Annotated in this window: 17 protein-coding genes; 6 read left to right on the forward strand and 11 right to left on the reverse strand. The window is 65.0% G+C overall.

Annotated elements, in window-relative coordinates:
- Positions 1 to 4: 4 nt before the first annotated feature.
- Together K678_RS15425 and K678_RS15430 are read right to left on the reverse strand one after the other, a co-directional pair.
- Positions 5 to 1000: a complex I NDUFA9 subunit family protein gene (locus tag K678_RS15425; RefSeq protein ID WP_021133405.1), complete on the reverse strand. Its 996-nt coding sequence runs from the start codon at positions 998 to 1000 to the stop codon at positions 5 to 7.
- A gap of 53 nt (positions 1001 to 1053) precedes the next feature.
- Positions 1054 to 2394, reverse strand: coding sequence for a tetratricopeptide repeat protein (locus tag K678_RS15430; RefSeq protein WP_021133406.1), 1341 nt, complete (start codon positions 2392 to 2394; stop codon positions 1054 to 1056).
- Positions 2395 to 2570: 176 nt separating this feature from the next.
- Here K678_RS15430 and K678_RS15435 point away from each other — a divergent pair, with 176 nt between their 5' ends.
- Positions 2571 to 3095 carry a Spy/CpxP family protein refolding chaperone gene (locus K678_RS15435; protein WP_021133407.1) on the forward strand — a complete coding sequence of 175 codons (525 nt, stop codon included), beginning with the start codon at positions 2571 to 2573 and terminating at the stop codon, positions 3093 to 3095.
- Positions 3096 to 3190: 95 nt separating this feature from the next.
- On the opposite strand, the gene K678_RS15440 is transcribed toward K678_RS15435, so the two are convergent.
- Complete coding sequence (locus K678_RS15440) at positions 3191 to 4177, reverse strand: 2-hydroxyacid dehydrogenase (protein ID WP_021133408.1); 987 nt, start codon at positions 4175 to 4177, stop codon at positions 3191 to 3193.
- 145 nt (positions 4178 to 4322) lie between these two features.
- On the opposite strand from K678_RS15440, the gene K678_RS15445 reads away from it, so the two are divergent.
- The 4 genes from K678_RS15445 (at position 4323) to K678_RS18800 (ending at position 6346) form a co-directional block, all read left to right on the forward strand.
- Positions 4323 to 4703 carry a DUF1491 family protein gene (locus K678_RS15445; protein ID WP_051185958.1) on the forward strand — a complete coding sequence of 127 codons (381 nt, stop codon included), beginning with the start codon at positions 4323 to 4325 and terminating at the stop codon, positions 4701 to 4703.
- Between the two features lie 91 nt (positions 4704 to 4794).
- Complete coding sequence (locus K678_RS15450; RefSeq protein WP_021133410.1) at positions 4795 to 5169, forward strand: RidA family protein; 375 nt, start codon at positions 4795 to 4797, stop codon at positions 5167 to 5169.
- Positions 5170 to 5208: 39 nt separating this feature from the next.
- Complete coding sequence (locus tag K678_RS15455) at positions 5209 to 5877, forward strand: SDR family oxidoreductase (protein WP_021133411.1); 669 nt, start codon at positions 5209 to 5211, stop codon at positions 5875 to 5877.
- Positions 5878 to 5986: 109 nt separating this feature from the next.
- On the forward strand, positions 5987 to 6346 hold the full coding sequence (locus tag K678_RS18800) for a hypothetical protein (protein ID WP_155804577.1): 360 nt from the start codon (positions 5987 to 5989) through the stop codon (positions 6344 to 6346).
- Between the two features lie 164 nt (positions 6347 to 6510).
- Here K678_RS18800 and K678_RS15460 read toward each other — a convergent pair whose 3' ends face one another.
- Positions 6511 to 7248: a PhoH family protein gene (locus K678_RS15460; RefSeq protein WP_021133412.1), complete on the reverse strand. Its 738-nt coding sequence runs from the start codon at positions 7246 to 7248 to the stop codon at positions 6511 to 6513.
- A gap of 307 nt (positions 7249 to 7555) precedes the next feature.
- A complete protein-coding gene (locus K678_RS15465; protein WP_021133413.1) occupies positions 7556 to 8488 on the reverse strand; it encodes a DHH family phosphoesterase in 933 nt (310 codons plus the stop codon).
- A 160-nt stretch (positions 8489 to 8648) separates the two neighbouring features.
- Here K678_RS15465 and K678_RS15470 point away from each other — a divergent pair, with 160 nt between their 5' ends.
- Positions 8649 to 9080 carry a hypothetical protein gene (locus K678_RS15470; protein WP_021133414.1) on the forward strand — a complete coding sequence of 144 codons (432 nt, stop codon included), beginning with the start codon at positions 8649 to 8651 and terminating at the stop codon, positions 9078 to 9080.
- Positions 9081 to 9193: 113 nt separating this feature from the next.
- On the opposite strand, the gene K678_RS15475 is transcribed toward K678_RS15470, so the two are convergent.
- From K678_RS15475 to K678_RS15500, 6 genes are all read right to left on the reverse strand, one after another.
- Positions 9194 to 9976: a succinate dehydrogenase iron-sulfur subunit gene (locus K678_RS15475; protein ID WP_021133415.1), complete on the reverse strand. Its 783-nt coding sequence runs from the start codon at positions 9974 to 9976 to the stop codon at positions 9194 to 9196.
- Positions 9977 to 10001: 25 nt separating this feature from the next.
- A complete protein-coding gene (gene sdhA, locus K678_RS15480) occupies positions 10002 to 11786 on the reverse strand; it encodes a succinate dehydrogenase flavoprotein subunit (protein WP_021133416.1) in 1785 nt (594 codons plus the stop codon).
- A 5-nt stretch (positions 11787 to 11791) separates the two neighbouring features.
- Complete coding sequence (gene sdhD / locus K678_RS15485) at positions 11792 to 12184, reverse strand: succinate dehydrogenase, hydrophobic membrane anchor protein (protein WP_021133417.1); 393 nt, start codon at positions 12182 to 12184, stop codon at positions 11792 to 11794.
- Between the two features lie 4 nt (positions 12185 to 12188).
- Positions 12189 to 12566 (reverse strand): succinate dehydrogenase, cytochrome b556 subunit, encoded by a 378-nt coding sequence (gene sdhC, locus K678_RS15490; RefSeq protein ID WP_021133418.1) that lies wholly within the window; start codon positions 12564 to 12566, stop codon positions 12189 to 12191.
- A gap of 177 nt (positions 12567 to 12743) precedes the next feature.
- Positions 12744 to 13559, reverse strand: coding sequence for a M23 family metallopeptidase (locus tag K678_RS15495; RefSeq protein ID WP_021133419.1), 816 nt, complete (start codon positions 13557 to 13559; stop codon positions 12744 to 12746).
- A partial coding sequence (locus K678_RS15500; protein ID WP_231376277.1) for a hypothetical protein occupies positions 13560 to 14326 on the reverse strand: 767 nt, incomplete at its 5' end.

Below are 14326 nucleotides of genomic sequence, written 5' to 3' on the forward strand. Positions count from 1 at the left end.
CCCTTTACCTCGCAGCGCGGTTGGCGGGGCCGAACCGGCGCATGTACTGGGGCAGGATCGTTTCGGCCGGCGTGGCCGCGATGCCCAAATCCCCCAGGCCGGGCTCGTCCCCGGCCAGGATATTGTTGACCTGCATCATCCGCACCTGATCGCGGGTCAAAGGCGGCGTCGGCAGATATTCGAACACCCGCGCCTGGACCATCGCCAGCCCCATCGGCAGCGGCAACAGACGGCGATGGAGACCGGAGCTCGACAGCACCAGCTCCATGATCTGCTTCATCGAATAAACGGCGGGACCGCCCAATTCGTAGGTCTGCCCGGCCAGGGTGGGATCGTCGAGCACGGCAACGACGGCGGCGGCGACATCGCCGACATAGACCGGCTGAAAGCGCGGTCCCCCGGTGCCGAACAGATCCAGCGACGGGCGCGCCCCGTTCCACACGACATGATAGCCGTCGCCGGTAAAGACCGGCAGCACCGGCGACAGCACCGCCATCTTGCCGAAGCGATTGAAGAAATCGTCATCGGGGCCGAACACCACCGAGGGACGCAGGATCGTCGCGCCGGGGATCGCGTCGCGCACCGCCGTTTCCCCCGCCGCCTTGCTGCGGGCATAAGCGGCGTCGGACGAGGCGCTGGCTCCCACCGCCGACATCTGAACGAAGGCGGTGATCCCGGCATCGCGGGCAGCGGCGGCAATCCGCGCAGCCCCATCGGCATGGATCGCCTGGAAGGTGCGTCGCGACGATTCGGTCAGGATGCCGACCAGATTGACCACCGCATCGGCTCCGGCAACCGCTGCCGCAACGGCAGCCCCATCGCCGACATCGGCGCGGACCAGCGAGATCTGACCGACTTCGCCCATCGGCAACAGGAACTCGGCGCTTGCGGGGTGACGGACGGCAACCCGCACCGACCAGCCGCGTCCAGCCAACCGGTGGACGATCGCCCGACCGAGAAAGCCCGAACCTCCGAATACGGTGACCAACCGACGCGCCATCGTTTTTTCCTCCAGGAATTGACCAGATTTAGGTGGGGGCTTTCGCCGGGAAATCAACCGAGACCACTCAAGGCCTGGGCGATCCGGGCGGCGGGCCCGGCAAAATCGTCGGGATGAGACTGACGGAACAGCCGGAGCGTGGGATACCACGGCGAGTCGTCGCGCACATCCCCCCAACGCCAGTCCGAGACATAGCGCAGCAGGACATAGGTGGGACGCCCCAGCGCCCCGGCGAGATGAGCCGTCGCGGTATCGACGGTGACGATCAGATCAAGCTGGGCCATCAGCGCGGCAGTCTCGGCGAAACTGGTCAGACCGGGGGCAGCATCGACGATCAGGCGATCGAGTCCCAGAGACACCAGATCGGCCCCGCGCGGACCGTGCTGAAGACTGACCCACCCGAGTCCGGGATCGGACAGCAACGGCAGCAGCGTTTCCAGCGGCCAGGAACGGTCGCGCGGGTTGGTCTTGCCCGCCCACACCAGCCCGGCTGTCAGCCGGGTTCCCGGCGGGCGCGACAGACGCAGACCGGGCCGGGATGGCGCGGTCAGATAGGGACAGGGACCGGGCAGATCGTCCAAGCCGATCCCGAGCAGATGCGGGAGGCTGGCCATCGGGGCCCACAGATCATAGGGCGGCGGCGGTGCCCCTTTGGCGATCACTGCCGCCACGCCCGGCAGAGTGGCGAAGATCTCGCCCAGTTCGGGCAGGCATTCCAGCACCACCCGCGCCCCGCGCCCCGCCAGCAACGGCACGAAGCGGGCGAATTGCAGCGCGTCGCCAAAGCCTTGTTCTGAAATCAGCAGCACCGTCCGCCCCGCCACCGCGTCCCCCCGCCAGCGTTCGCCGGGAAAGACACGCCGCGGCATCCGGGGCAGACGCTCGCGGGCTTCGTATCCGGCAAAGCCCCGGCGGAAATCGTCTAGGTAAAGCCGGGTCAGGGCGATGTCCCACGCCAGTTCGGCATTGTCGGGCTGGCTTTCCTGGACCGCCTCCATCATCGCCAGCGCCGGTTCGTGGCGGCGCCGGTCGCGCAGGAGCAGGGCCAGATTGTAACGGAACCCAGCCGAAGCGGGATCAAGCGCCACCGCCCGCGTCAGGGCCGCCTCGGCGTCCTCCAGCCGTCCCAATTCGCGCAAGGCATTGCCGAGATTGGATAAGGTCGCGGCGCGGTCGGGGTCCAGCGCCAAAGCGCGCCGATAACACGCCGCCGCCGCCGCGGGCAGGCCGCGCCGCCGCAACAGCACGCCCAGATCGGTATGGGCAACCGCCCAGCCGGGTTCCAGCCGGACGATGTGGGCCAATTCGGCTTCGGCCCGAGCGAAATCGCCGTTTTTTAAGGCCGCCATCGCGACGTCGTAACGCGCCTTCGCCTCGGCACCCAGCCCTGTCATCCCCGCCCCCACGCCTCGCCCTCCCGATTCGGTTGCACGGACTATGGACTGGACGGGCTGGAACCGGCAAGTCGACGTTACCGATGGTTACCCTTTGTTGCCGAGGCCGACATCGTCGGGTTACCGCCCGGGCCTAAAACAGCTTCATCAGACGCCCCCAACCGAAGGTGATTTCGATGAAACCGCGTCCCCATCTGATCCCCGCCGCAATCCTGGCCGTCACGTTGGCCGCCGCCATCGGTGCCGCCCACGCCGATTCGGTGCCGCGCGGCGCGCCCATCGATCAGCCCCCCCGGTTCTGCGTCGATCAGGATGCCCGGCTGGCCGCGCATCTGGCCTTTGCCGAAGCCAAGCTGACCCTGACCGCCCCGCAGAAGGATGAGTTCCGCCGTCTGTCCGAGGCTTTGAAAACGGCGCACGAGCCGCTGCGGGCGCTGTGCAACGAACAGCCCGCCCCGTCTCCCGCCCTGCCCGCCCGGCTGGACCGCGAGTTGAAGCAGGCCGAAGCCCATGTCGAAGCGTTGAAGCGGTCGGTTCCGGCTCTGACCAAGTTCTACCAGACCCTGACCCCCGCCCAGCAGGCGATCGCCGATCAGGTCCTGGCCATCCATCACGGTCATGGCGGCCCCAGCGGCCATCATCGCGGCCCCGGCCGCTCTGGCCCCGCCGCCCCGCCGGTGCCCGAAGACGAGGCGCGGTAAGCAACCCCCGGCATCCGTCCCTTTGTTTTCCTCCCGCCCAAGGCGACGGATGCCACCTCGCTCCCCCGGATTTGCCCGATCCGGGGGAGTTTTTCTTAGAACATCGAGGCCAGCACCCGGTCGGGCGGCGGGTGACCATCGGTGAAGGTCTTGATGTTGATCAGCACCGTCTCGCCCATGTCGATCCGGCCTTCCATGGTCGCCGAGCCGAGATGCGGCAGCAACACGACATTGTCGAGCGCCAGCAGCTTGGGATTGACCGCCGGTTCGTGTTCGAACACGTCCAGCCCGGCCCCGGCCAGATCGCCCCGCATCAGCATCCGGGTCAAAGCGTTTTCATCGACGATTTCGCCCCGGGCGCAATTGACCAGATAAGCGTGCTTGGGCAGCAATTCGAGGCGGCGCGCCGACAGCAGGTGGAACGTCGCCGGGGTGTGAGGACAATGGATCGTGATAACGTCCATCCGCGCCAGCATCTGGTCGAGGCTTTCCCAATAGGTCGCCTCCAACTCGGCTTCGACGTCGGGATGAACCCGTTTCCGGTTGTGGTAATGGATCGCCATCCCGAACGCCTTGGCGCGGCGGGCCACCGCCTGACCGATCCGGCCCATGCCGACGATGCCGAGACGCTTGCCCCAGATGCGATGACCCAGCATCAAGGTCGGGCTCCAGCCGTTCCAATTGCCCGAGCGGACCAGCCGCTCGCCCTCGATCAGCCGACGCGGCACCGCCAGGATCAGCGCCATCGTCATGTCGGCGGTATCCTCGGTCAGGACGCCCGGCGTGTTGGTAACGGTGATCGCCCGCGCCCGCGCGGTGGCAAGGTCGATATGATCGACCCCGGTGCCGAAATTGGCGATCAGCCGCAATGACGGCCCCGCCTGGGACAACACTCCGGCGTCGATCCGGTCGGTCACGGTGGGAACGAGAACATCGGCATCGCGAACCGCGTCGATCAGCGCGGCCCGGCTCATCGGCCGGTCGTCGTGATTAAGGCGGGCGTCGAACAGCTCCATCATCCGGGTCTCGATCGGATCGGGCAGCTTGCGAGTAACGACGACGATGGGCTTCCTGTTCGACATTTCGGCTCTCCTCTCGGGACACCTCTTATCTTCACGCCTAACAACTCGGGGTTCCCTTGTCCAGCGTCCCGTGAAAGGGTTAGGGGTGAATATCAACCCGCCCGAGGATTGACCCGGGCGGCAAGGAGGAGAGACAAGGATGCGGATGGCGGGACGCGGCCGCGACGACAGCCCGATACCCGAGCCGGAACCCCGGCTGAAAGCACGACTGTGGGTCCAATCGGCGATTCGCCAGTGCGGCACGCTGGGAATCGTGGCGATGGTGGCGCGCCATGGCGACGACGATGCCGGGGCGGTGCTGGTCAAGCTGAACCGGGGGGCTGACGGCTGCGAAGTGTTCACCCAGGTTCGCGACGGCACGGGCCGGGCGGGCTGGCTGCGCGCCACCGGAGCGGCTCCGGTCGACGAAGCGGCGGCCGATGCCTATATCGCCCGCCAGCGCGACATCGATTCCGACCTGTGGGTGATCGAGGTCGAAGACCGCCAGGGCCGCGTCCCCTTTCTCGACCATATTCTGGCCGGGTGACCGTTTGCCCGAAGGGGCAAATCGGGTATGAAACCTGTTGGGGCGCGTCCATTGCGCTTTCGCTTTTTTCACTCCTCTCGAAGGACAGATCATGACCCGTCAGCTGATTTCCTCCGGCTCCGCGTTTGAAGAAGTCGCCGGCTATTCCCGTGCCGTCGCTCAGGATCCGTGGGTATTCGTGTCCGGCACCTCGGGCTACAAGAACGGCGAGATTTCCGACGACGTCGCCGAGCAGGCCCGCCAGGCGCTCGACACCATCGCCCAGGCGCTGGCCCAGGGTGGCGCGTCGCTGAAGGATGTCGTGCGTGTCCGCGCCTTCGTCACCGAAGCCAGCTTCTTCGAACGGATCGCCCCGGTGCTGGGTGAAGCCTTCCGTGGCGTCCGCCCGGCCAACACCACCGTCGTCACCGGCCTGGTCGATCCCAAGATGAAGGTCGAGATCGAAGTCACCGCCCTGAAGTCCTGATCGATTTCGGCACACCCGACCGCCAAGGAGAATGCACGCATGTCCACACTTCTGATTATCGGTGCCAGCCGGGGTCTCGGTCTGGAATTCGTCCGTCAGTACGCCGCCGATGGGTGGCGGGTGCTGGCCACGGTGCGCGACCCCTTGAGCGGTCGGGCGGCGTCGGAGGCCGGGGCCGAGATTTATGTCTGCGATGTCGGCGATCCCGCCTCGATCAAGCGGCTGGCAGCGGCACTCGACGGCACCCCGATCGATCTGTTGCTGCACAATGCCGGGATCTACGGGGCCAACCCGCCCTTTGGCGAGATCGACCCGGCCGAGATGGCCGAGGTCTTTCGCGTCAACACCGTCGCCCCCCTGCTGGTGGCCCAGGCTTTCGCCGGGCATCTGGCCGGACCGAAATTGTTTGCCGTGCTGTCTTCGATGATGGGATCGATCACGGATAACAGCTCGGGCGGGTCCTATGCCTATCGCGCCTCGAAGGCGGCGCTGAACATGGTGATCAAGACCCTCGCGGTCGATCTGGCCGAACAGGGGATCGTTCCGGTTGCGTTGTCGCCGGGCTGGGTGCGGACCGAAATGGGCGGCCCCGCCGCGCCGCTGTCGCCGACCGAGGCGGTGGCCGGGCTGCGTCAGGCCCTCGGCACGGTTAAGGCCGTGGATTCAGGCGCTTTTATCCATGTTGATGGGTCGCGGCTGCCCTGGTAACCAGGGCATAGGTCGAGGGCGGAAGCAATTTGCCTTGAGGTTGACAGACCGATCTGGCATTATCTCTTCCAATGGGTTCCGAAGAACCTCTTTGTCGATAGGTGCCAGAATGGACGTCTCAACCGTATCGCCCTCGACGTCGACCGCCTCACGAGACACCGCCACCGCACGCGCCGCGACCGCTCAGTCCGGCTCGTCCTCGGGGTCTTCTGCACAGGCCACGACGACCTCTTCCGCGTCGGATTACACCTCTCCTCCGGGTGGTCCTCCCTACACCAGTCCGACCGTCGGCTTCGACACCGGCACGGGAACGGCGATTCTCGAATTCCGTGACCAGAGCTCAGGGCAATTGGAGTTCCAACTGCCCTCGCGGACGGCCCTGCAATATGCCGGAGCGGTTGCGACGACCCCCACCCCCAAAACGATCAGCGACGTCGAAAAGAAATCCGGCGGCGACGTTCTCGCCTAAGCACCTTTTGCCCGGCTTTGTTAGTCGCCCCACGCTCACGGGACGCCATCGGATGGCCTCCGCTGACGTCCCCCGACGTGTCTGAAACCAAATTCTCCGCCCGCGCGAGACATTGTCCCGCGCGGATCGTTCCTTTTTGGCTTCGGCCCCGCAACGGTGGCCCGTTACAGCACCGTCAACATGCTGGCGACCAGCGGATGGCGGACGATGTCGTGTTCGTCGAGATCGACCACCGCGACATCGGGCAAGCCGCGCAGCCGGGTGGCGATGTCGCTTAATCCCGACATTCCGGGCAACAGGTCGCTCTGATCGGGATCGCCGGTCAGAACCATCGTCGAATGCCAGCCGAGCCGGGTCAGCAGCATCTTGATCTGCCCATAGGTACAATTCTGCGCTTCGTCGATAACGATGAAGACGTTGTTGAGCGTCCGCCCGCGCATATAAGCGATCGGCGCGATCTCGATCGAACCATCGGCCAGCAAGGCGCGCAGCCGTTTGCCCCCCAGCCGATCCGACAAGGCGTCATAGAGCGGACGCAGATAGGGGGCCATCTTCTCCTGCAAATCGCCGGGCAGAAAGCCCAGGGTTTCGCCCGCCTCGACCGCCGGACGCGACAGCACGATCCGCGCCACCTGATCGGCCTCGAACGCTTCGACCGCCGCCGAGATCGCCAGATAGGTCTTGCCGGTCCCAGCCGGGCCCAACGCCACGGTCAAATTGTTGTCGGCCATCGCCTGGACCAGACGGCGCTGATTATCGCTGCGCGGACGCACTGTGCGCCGATAGCTCTGGTCGCGATCGTCTTCCTCGGGCAAGGGGGTCCACTCCCCTCCGGTCTGGACGGCGTTGGGATAGAGAGGCTCGATCTTGCTCGCGGCGCTCCGCGTGGCACGTTTGGCCATCTGGGACTCCTTCGCTGCTATCGAATTCGGGCAAAGAAAAAGGGGCCTCCCGGTATCGGGAGGCCCCTGTTCGAGGCGGGTCGGGCAGAGACCGCTTCGCCGGATAAGGGCGGAACGGCGGCAGATCGGATGGATTCCCCTTTCAGGCGGGAAAGCACCAAAGGAATTCCCCCATAAAGACTCTGCACCCCGATCAAACTGTACCGAATCGCATCCCCGTCTGTCGACCTTGATCAACCACAGTCACGACACTGTCATGTCTATATGTCGAAGAATGGCGAAGACAGCCCCCTATTCGTGGTCCTGCTCACCCATCGGCATTGATCTGGGCGATCAGTTCAGCCAGCACCCGCTCCGCCCTTGCGGTCTCGACCTGGCAGGTCCCGGCGTTGGCGTGACCGCCACCGTTATAGTGCAGGCACAGTTCGCCGATATTGGTCTTCGAGCTCCGGTTCAGGATCGATTTGCCGATCGCGAAGACCGTGTTTTGCTTTTTCAGGCCCCACAGCGCGTGGATCGAGATATTGGTGTCCGGGAACAGGGCATAGATCATGAAGCGGTTGCCCGCATAAATGATCTCTTCGCCGCGCAGATCGAGCACGACCAGATTGCGGTAGACCCGAGCACAGCGGCGGATCTGATCCTTGAAATGCTCCTGATGCCCGAAATAGATATCGGTGCGTTCCTTGACGTCGTCGAGAGTCAGGATGTCGTCGATGGTGTGGTTCCGGCAATACTCGATCAGGTTCATCATCAACTGATAATTCGAGATGCGAAAATCACGGAACCGCCCCAGCCCGGTACGAGCGTCCATCACGTAATTGAGCAAGGCCCAACCGCCCGGATTGATGATGTCGCTTAAGGAATAGCGCGCCGAATCCGCCTGATCGACCGCCGCCATCATCTCGGCCCAGGTGGCGGGAAAACGCTCCGTCCCGCCGTAATAATCGAACACCACCCGCGCCGCCGAGGGAGCCTCGGGAATGATGATGTGGTTGTCGTGCTGACCGACCCGCATTGTCTCGGACTGATGGTGGTCAAAGGCAAGGTGAACGCCCTCGACATAGGGCAGATTGGTGGTGATATCGTTGGGCCCGATCTCGACCACCCCGTCCTGCATGTCCTTGGGGTGGACGAATTTGATGTCGTCGATCAGATCGAGATGACGCAGCAACACGGCACACACCAAGCCGTCGAAATCGCTGCGAGTCACCAGACGGTGCTTCCTGCCTTCGGACATCGGTTCCCCCTTGGTTACCCGTCATCGGGATGAATCCTGGCAAAGGATAGCTTTGGCGTGCGGGCGACACAACCGCCCTGACCCGGCGGGCGGGAACGGTTCCCAACCGCTCCTTCATGGGGTAGAACGGGGGTCTGCCCCCTGTCGGGAACTACCACCGATGCATCTGTTCCGACCCCTGCTTCTGGTCGCCGCCGTGACGTCCCTCGCCGCCTGCTCGATAGGCGAGCCGTTCGTCGATCGCGACACGACCTTTGTCATCACCAGCCCCGTCATCTCGAAGCCGAAGCGGGCCGGGTACAATGGGTCTGTAACGGTCTGCTATACCGACGACACCCTTCCCGCCACCCGTGATGCGCTGGCAGCCGAGGCCTGTGCCGCCTGGGGGCTGACGGCAGTGCAGAATTCGGTGCAGCTTTGGCAATGCCGCCTGACCGTGCCGCACAAGGCGATCTATCTCTGTATCGATCCGGCGATGCGGTACGAAGACGGCAGCTACGTCAATCCGTTCAGCGAGAGTGCGGTGGCGGACTGGCGCAAGGCTCATCCGACGCAGCCCGCCGCACCGGCCGACGCACCAAGTCTGCCTTAAAAGAACTCCGCTCGCGGCCGGGCAACGGCGCGGCCATCCCCCGATCCTGAAACGAAAACCGCCCGCCTTCGGAACCGAAGGCGGGCGGCGTCATCGTACAATACCCGGCAGGATCAAGCCCGGCGTTCGATCAGCTTGCCCTTGATCGCGCCGATGGCCCGGGCCGGATTCAGACCCTTCGGGCAGGTCTGGGTGCAATTCATGATGGTGTGGCAGCGATACAGCTTGAAGGGATCTTCCAGCGTATCGAGACGTTCACCGGTCATTTCATCGCGAGAATCGAAGATCCAGCGCGCGGCCTGGAGCAGCACGGCCGGCCCCAGATAACGGTCGCCGTTCCACCAATAGCTCGGGCACGAAGTCTGGCAGCAGAAGCACAGGATGCATTCCCACAGACCGTCGAGCAATTCGCGCTCTTCCGGGCTTTGCAGACGCTCGCTATCGGGCGGGGTCGGGCTCTGGGTCTGCATCCACGGCCGCACCGAAGCGAACTGGGCATACGGCACCGACAGATCGGCAACCAGATCCTTGACCACCGGCATGTGCGGCAGCGGATAGATCGAGACGTCGCCTTCGATATCGGCAATCGGCTTCAGACAGGCCAAGGTATTGGCCCCACCGATATTCATCGCGCAGGACCCGCAGATGCCTTCACGGCAGGAGCGGCGGAAGGTCAAGGTCGAGTCGATCTCGTTCTTGATCTTCAGCAGGGCGTCGAGAACCATCGGGCCGCAGGCGTCGAGGTCGATCTCGAAGGTATCCAGCCGGGGATTGGTGCCCGAATCCGGATCGTAACGATAGATGTTGAAGCGCTTGACCCGGGTGGCCCCGGCCGGAGCCGGGACGGTCTTTCCGGGTTGAACCCGTGAATTGGCGGGCAGGGCGATTTCGACCATGTTCCGTATCTCCTTCCCTGTGCCGTCAGTACACGCGCTTCTGCGGCTTGATATACTCGACCTCGTCGGTCAGCGTATAGGTGTGGACCGGACGGTAATCCAGCCGCACCTTGCCGTTCTCGACCCAGGCCAGGGTGTGCTTCAGCCACGTCGTGTCGTCGCGCTCGGGATAATCCTCGTGGGCGTGGGCCCCACGGCTTTCGTGGCGGGCTTCGGCCGACACGATCGTCGTCTGGGCGCAATCCATCAGGTTTTCCAGCTCGAGCGCTTCGACCAGATCGGAGTTCCACACCATCGAGCGGTCGTTGATCTTGATCTGCGACAACGAGGCGGCAACCTCGTTCATCTTCTCGACGCCCTCGGCCAGGGTCTTCGAGGTGCGGAACACGGCGGCGTCGTTCTGCATCGTCTTTTGCATCGACAGACGGATTTCAGACGTGCTGAGCGAGCCGTTGGCGTTGCGCAGACGGTCGAACCGGGCCACCGCCTGTTCGCCCGCCCCCTTGGGCAGCGACTTGTGAGCGCTGGCGGGCTTCAGGGTTTCGGCGGTCCGCACCGCGGCGGCGCGGCCGAACACGACGATATCCAGCAGCGAGTTGGTGCCGAGACGGTTGGCACCGTGGACCGAGACGCAGGCCGCTTCGCCGATCGCCATCAGGCCGGGAACGGTCGCATCCGGATCGGCCTCGGTCGGGCGCAGCACTTCGCCGTGAATGTTGGTCGGGATACCGCCCATGTTGTAATGGACGGTCGGCAACACCGGGATCGGCTCGCGGGTGACGTCGACACCGGCGAAAATCTTCGCCGTCTCGGAGATGCCGGGCAGACGCAGATCAAGCGTCTCGGCGCCCAGATGCTCCAGATGCAGGAAGATGTGGTCGTTTTCCTTGCCGACGCCGCGACCTTCGCGGATTTCGACGGTCATCGCCCGGCTGACGACGTCGCGGGACGCCAGATCCTTGGCGGTGGGAGCATAACGCTCCATGAAGCGCTCGCCGGCCGAGTTGGTCAGATAACCACCCTCGCCACGGGCACCCTCGGTGATCAGGCAGCCCGAGCCATAGATGCCAGTCGGGTGGAACTGAACGAATTCCATGTCCTGGAGCGGCAGACCGGCACGGGCGACCAGACCATGACCGTCGCCGGTGCAGGTGTGGGCCGAGGTGCAGGAGAAATAGGCGCGGCCATAGCCGCCGGTCGCCAGCACCACCTGATGGGCGCGGAAGCGATGCAGGGTGCCGTCATCCAGGTTCCACGCCATCACGCCACGGCAGGAGCCGTCTTCGTCCATGATCAGATCAAGGGCGAAATATTCGACGAAGAACTGGCAGGAATGCTTCAGGCACTGCTGATACAGCGTGTGCAGGATGGCATGGCCGGTGCGGTCGGCGGCGGCGCAGGCGCGCTGCACCGGCTTCTCGCCGTAATTCGACATGTGGCCGCCGAACGGGCGCTGATAGATCTTGCCCTCGGGGGTGCGGGAGAACGGAACGCCGAAATGTTCCAGTTCGTGCACGGCGGGGACCGCCTCGCGGCACATATATTCGATGGCATCCTGGTCGCCCAGCCAGTCCGACCCCTTGACGGTGTCGTACATGTGCCACTTCCAATTGTCGTCGGCCATGTTGCCGAGAGCGGCACCGATGCCGCCCTGGGCCGCGACGGTGTGCGAGCGAGTGGGGAACACCTTGGTGATACAGGCGGTGCGGAACCCGGCCTGCCCCATTCCCATCGTCGCGCGAAGACCGGCGCCGCCGGCGCCGACGACCACCACGTCGTAGGTATGGTCGATGATTTTATAGGCGGACATGGGCATCAGACTCCGACAGCGACTTTCAGGATCGAGACCACCATCACGGCGCCCAGCAGGAAGGCGGCCATCGTCGAGGCGGTCAACAGGGTGAATTTCAGCGTCTCGCCATGGACATAGTCGGCGATCACCACTTCGACCCCAAGCTGGGCGTGATACATCGCCGTCAGCACGGTCAGCGACAGCAAGGTGGCGTTCAGCGGCTGACCAACCCAGTCGAGCAGGGTGGCGTAATCGGCGTGAGTCAGGCCGATCACCGAGATCACGAACCACAGCGACAGCGGGATCATCCCGATCGCGGTGGCGCGCTGGGCGTAGAAATGGCCAACGCCTTCACGGGCGGAACCGAGGCCACGGGCGCGGCCCAGGGCCGATCTGAGTTTGACGTCCGATCCCATGTTCTTAAACTCCGATAGCCCACGCCAGAATCGTCAGGGCCAGGGCGGCACCGACAGTGATGTAACCCGACTTGACGGCGTCGCGGATCTCGAACCCCATCCCGGCGTCCCAGAACATGTGCCGGATACCGTTACAGAGGTGATAGAACAGCGCCACCGACCAGCCGAACAGCAAAAGCCGTCCGGGAACCGATCCCAGCACCGCCTGGGCGGTCGCATAGGCATCGGGGCCATAAGCGGCAGAAACCAGCCAATAGGCCAGCACCAGCGTACCGACCGCCATCACCACACCGGTGATGCGGTGGCTGATCGACAACACCGCGGTGAACGGCATCTTGTAGATCTGAATATGAGGGGAAAGCGGCCGAGCGCGCTTCGTCATGGCATGAGCCCCAGAATGGCGGAGATTCCCTGGGGCCGGAGCCGACCCCGAGCGACAATGGGGAAATTGTTTATCCACTTGCGCCGGACAAGTCAACGACGCTAACCACACTTTCCGGCAGGACTTCCCACCCTGGCGAGTGGAACGAAACCACTCGATCGGGTAGCATCACCCTCCCTACCGCCCCGGCAGGACCGCCAGCACGGTTTCCGGATCGAGGCGACGGTCCCGCCACGACACCCCGAAATGAAGGTGGGGGCCGGTGGCAAGGCCCGACGCGCCGATCGCGCCGAGAGATTGACCGGCGGCAACATGCTCCCCTTCGGCGACGTCGATCCGCGATAAATGCGCATAGCTGGTGATCAGTCCCAGCCCGTGATCGACCATCACGGTCCGCCCGGTCAGGAACAGATCGGGCGCGGCGAGGATGACGGTTCCGGCGGCGGCGGCACGGACCGGGGCTCCCAGCGGCGCGGCGATATCGAGGCCGGAATGGGGCGCACCAGGATTTCCATTATAGACGCGGCGGCTGCCGAACACGCCCGAGACCGGACCGTCGGCGGGACGGACCAGACCGGCCGCAAAGCCGTCCTCAAGACTGATCCGGTCACGCCGGGCGGCAACCATCGCCGCTTCGGCGCGGATGCGGGCCTGGGCGACCGGATCGGGCGCGGCCTTGGCCTGGGGCAGGCTCTCGATCCGCTGTTCGATCCAGGCCCGGGGCGCGACGGCCAGGGTCCGGGTTTCGGTTGCGCCCTCGGGAGAGCGATTCTCCAGAACCGCCTCGGAGGCCTGATCGCGGCCGAAGCCGATCAGAAAGCGCCCCCGGGAATCGACCGGAACGAGTTTGCCGTCCAGCCGGATTTCGGCCCCCGGTTCGGTTCGCCCCAGCAGCAGACCGCCTTGTTCGGCGCGGCCCTCCAACGTCACCCCAGCCCAGGCCGGACCGGCCAGCATCAGAGCAACAAGCAGGCAGACAAGACGGATCATCATTTATTTCGGCATCCATTGGATCGTGGCATCGCCCGCGCCGGAATTGCACAAATCGGTGATGCGGGCCGCCGAGGCGCGGTTGGGGGTAATCCCGTTGATCGTCAGCAAGCCTTTGCGCACCAACGCCCATCCGGCGGCGGCACAGGCCCGCGGCGGCACCGCCTCGGCGACCACCACCGGCAGATCGCCCCGCGTCACCAGATGCAGCGCCCCGCCAAAAACGTGGATGGGCAGCACCTCGCCCTGAGAGACAGCGACCATCTGTTCGACCAGACGGGCGGGCTCGGCCATCACCGGCGGGGCGGCCGGACGCAACGCCATCACCCACAGCAGGCCCCCGACCAACACCGTCACCCCGCCAGCGATCGCGACGGCATAACCCGCCTGAGCCCGGTGGCGGGCACGTTTAGCCGCGGCGAAGCGGGATGGCTTGGCCCCCATCATCGCGGCCTCGGCGGCACGCGACAGGCGGCGTTCCCGCGCGTCCTGCAACACGTCCAGACATTGTTGGGCGGCGGCGCGCATCCGATCGGGCGCGGCCCCGCCCAGGGGAGCGAGGATGGCCTCGACCCGCAGGGTCAGGTCCGCGCGCAGGCCGCGATCGGTGGGACGGCGCAACAGCAGGGACAGCGCGGCCACGGTGGCCTCGCGCAGGCGGTCAGGGTCCTCAAGCGAGGGTATTTTTCGAACAAGCGCCTGGAGCAGGGCTTCCTGCTCCTCGGCCGAGGCTGGAATCGGCACGGAGAATATCCATCTATGACGGTCAC

This window comes from Magnetospirillum fulvum MGU-K5 (genome assembly GCF_000442515.1).
GTDB lineage: Bacteria > Pseudomonadota > Alphaproteobacteria > Rhodospirillales > Magnetospirillaceae > Phaeospirillum > Phaeospirillum fulvum_B.

What these genes read in the sequence shown, in the direction of transcription:
- K678_RS15495 (WP_021133419.1), bottom strand. Translation starts at nt 13,559, where the DNA reads ATGATGATCCGTCTTGTCTGCCTGCTTGTTGCTCTGATGCTGGCCGGT.
- K678_RS15430 (WP_021133406.1), bottom strand. Translation starts at nt 2,394, where the DNA reads ATGACAGGGCTGGGTGCCGAGGCGAAGGCGCGTTACGACGTCGCGATG.
- K678_RS15425 (WP_021133405.1), bottom strand. Translation starts at nt 1,000, where the DNA reads ATGGCGCGTCGGTTGGTCACCGTATTCGGAGGTTCGGGCTTTCTCGGT.
- K678_RS15470 (WP_021133414.1), top strand. Translation starts at nt 8,649, where the DNA reads ATGCATCTGTTCCGACCCCTGCTTCTGGTCGCCGCCGTGACGTCCCTC.
- K678_RS15475 (WP_021133415.1), bottom strand. Translation starts at nt 9,976, where the DNA reads ATGGTCGAAATCGCCCTGCCCGCCAATTCACGGGTTCAACCCGGAAAG.
- K678_RS15460 (WP_021133412.1), bottom strand. Translation starts at nt 7,248, where the DNA reads ATGGCCAAACGTGCCACGCGGAGCGCCGCGAGCAAGATCGAGCCTCTC.
- sdhD (WP_021133417.1), bottom strand. Translation starts at nt 12,184, where the DNA reads ATGGGATCGGACGTCAAACTCAGATCGGCCCTGGGCCGCGCCCGTGGC.
- K678_RS15450 (WP_021133410.1), top strand. Translation starts at nt 4,795, where the DNA reads ATGACCCGTCAGCTGATTTCCTCCGGCTCCGCGTTTGAAGAAGTCGCC.
- K678_RS15455 (WP_021133411.1), top strand. Translation starts at nt 5,209, where the DNA reads ATGTCCACACTTCTGATTATCGGTGCCAGCCGGGGTCTCGGTCTGGAA.
- K678_RS15465 (WP_021133413.1), bottom strand. Translation starts at nt 8,488, where the DNA reads ATGTCCGAAGGCAGGAAGCACCGTCTGGTGACTCGCAGCGATTTCGAC.
- K678_RS18800 (WP_155804577.1), top strand. Translation starts at nt 5,987, where the DNA reads ATGGACGTCTCAACCGTATCGCCCTCGACGTCGACCGCCTCACGAGAC.
- K678_RS15435 (WP_021133407.1), top strand. Translation starts at nt 2,571, where the DNA reads ATGAAACCGCGTCCCCATCTGATCCCCGCCGCAATCCTGGCCGTCACG.
- K678_RS15440 (WP_021133408.1), bottom strand. Translation starts at nt 4,177, where the DNA reads ATGTCGAACAGGAAGCCCATCGTCGTCGTTACTCGCAAGCTGCCCGAT.
- sdhA (WP_021133416.1), bottom strand. Translation starts at nt 11,786, where the DNA reads ATGTCCGCCTATAAAATCATCGACCATACCTACGACGTGGTGGTCGTC.
- sdhC (WP_021133418.1), bottom strand. Translation starts at nt 12,566, where the DNA reads ATGACGAAGCGCGCTCGGCCGCTTTCCCCTCATATTCAGATCTACAAG.
- K678_RS15445 (WP_051185958.1), top strand. Translation starts at nt 4,323, where the DNA reads ATGGCGGGACGCGGCCGCGACGACAGCCCGATACCCGAGCCGGAACCC.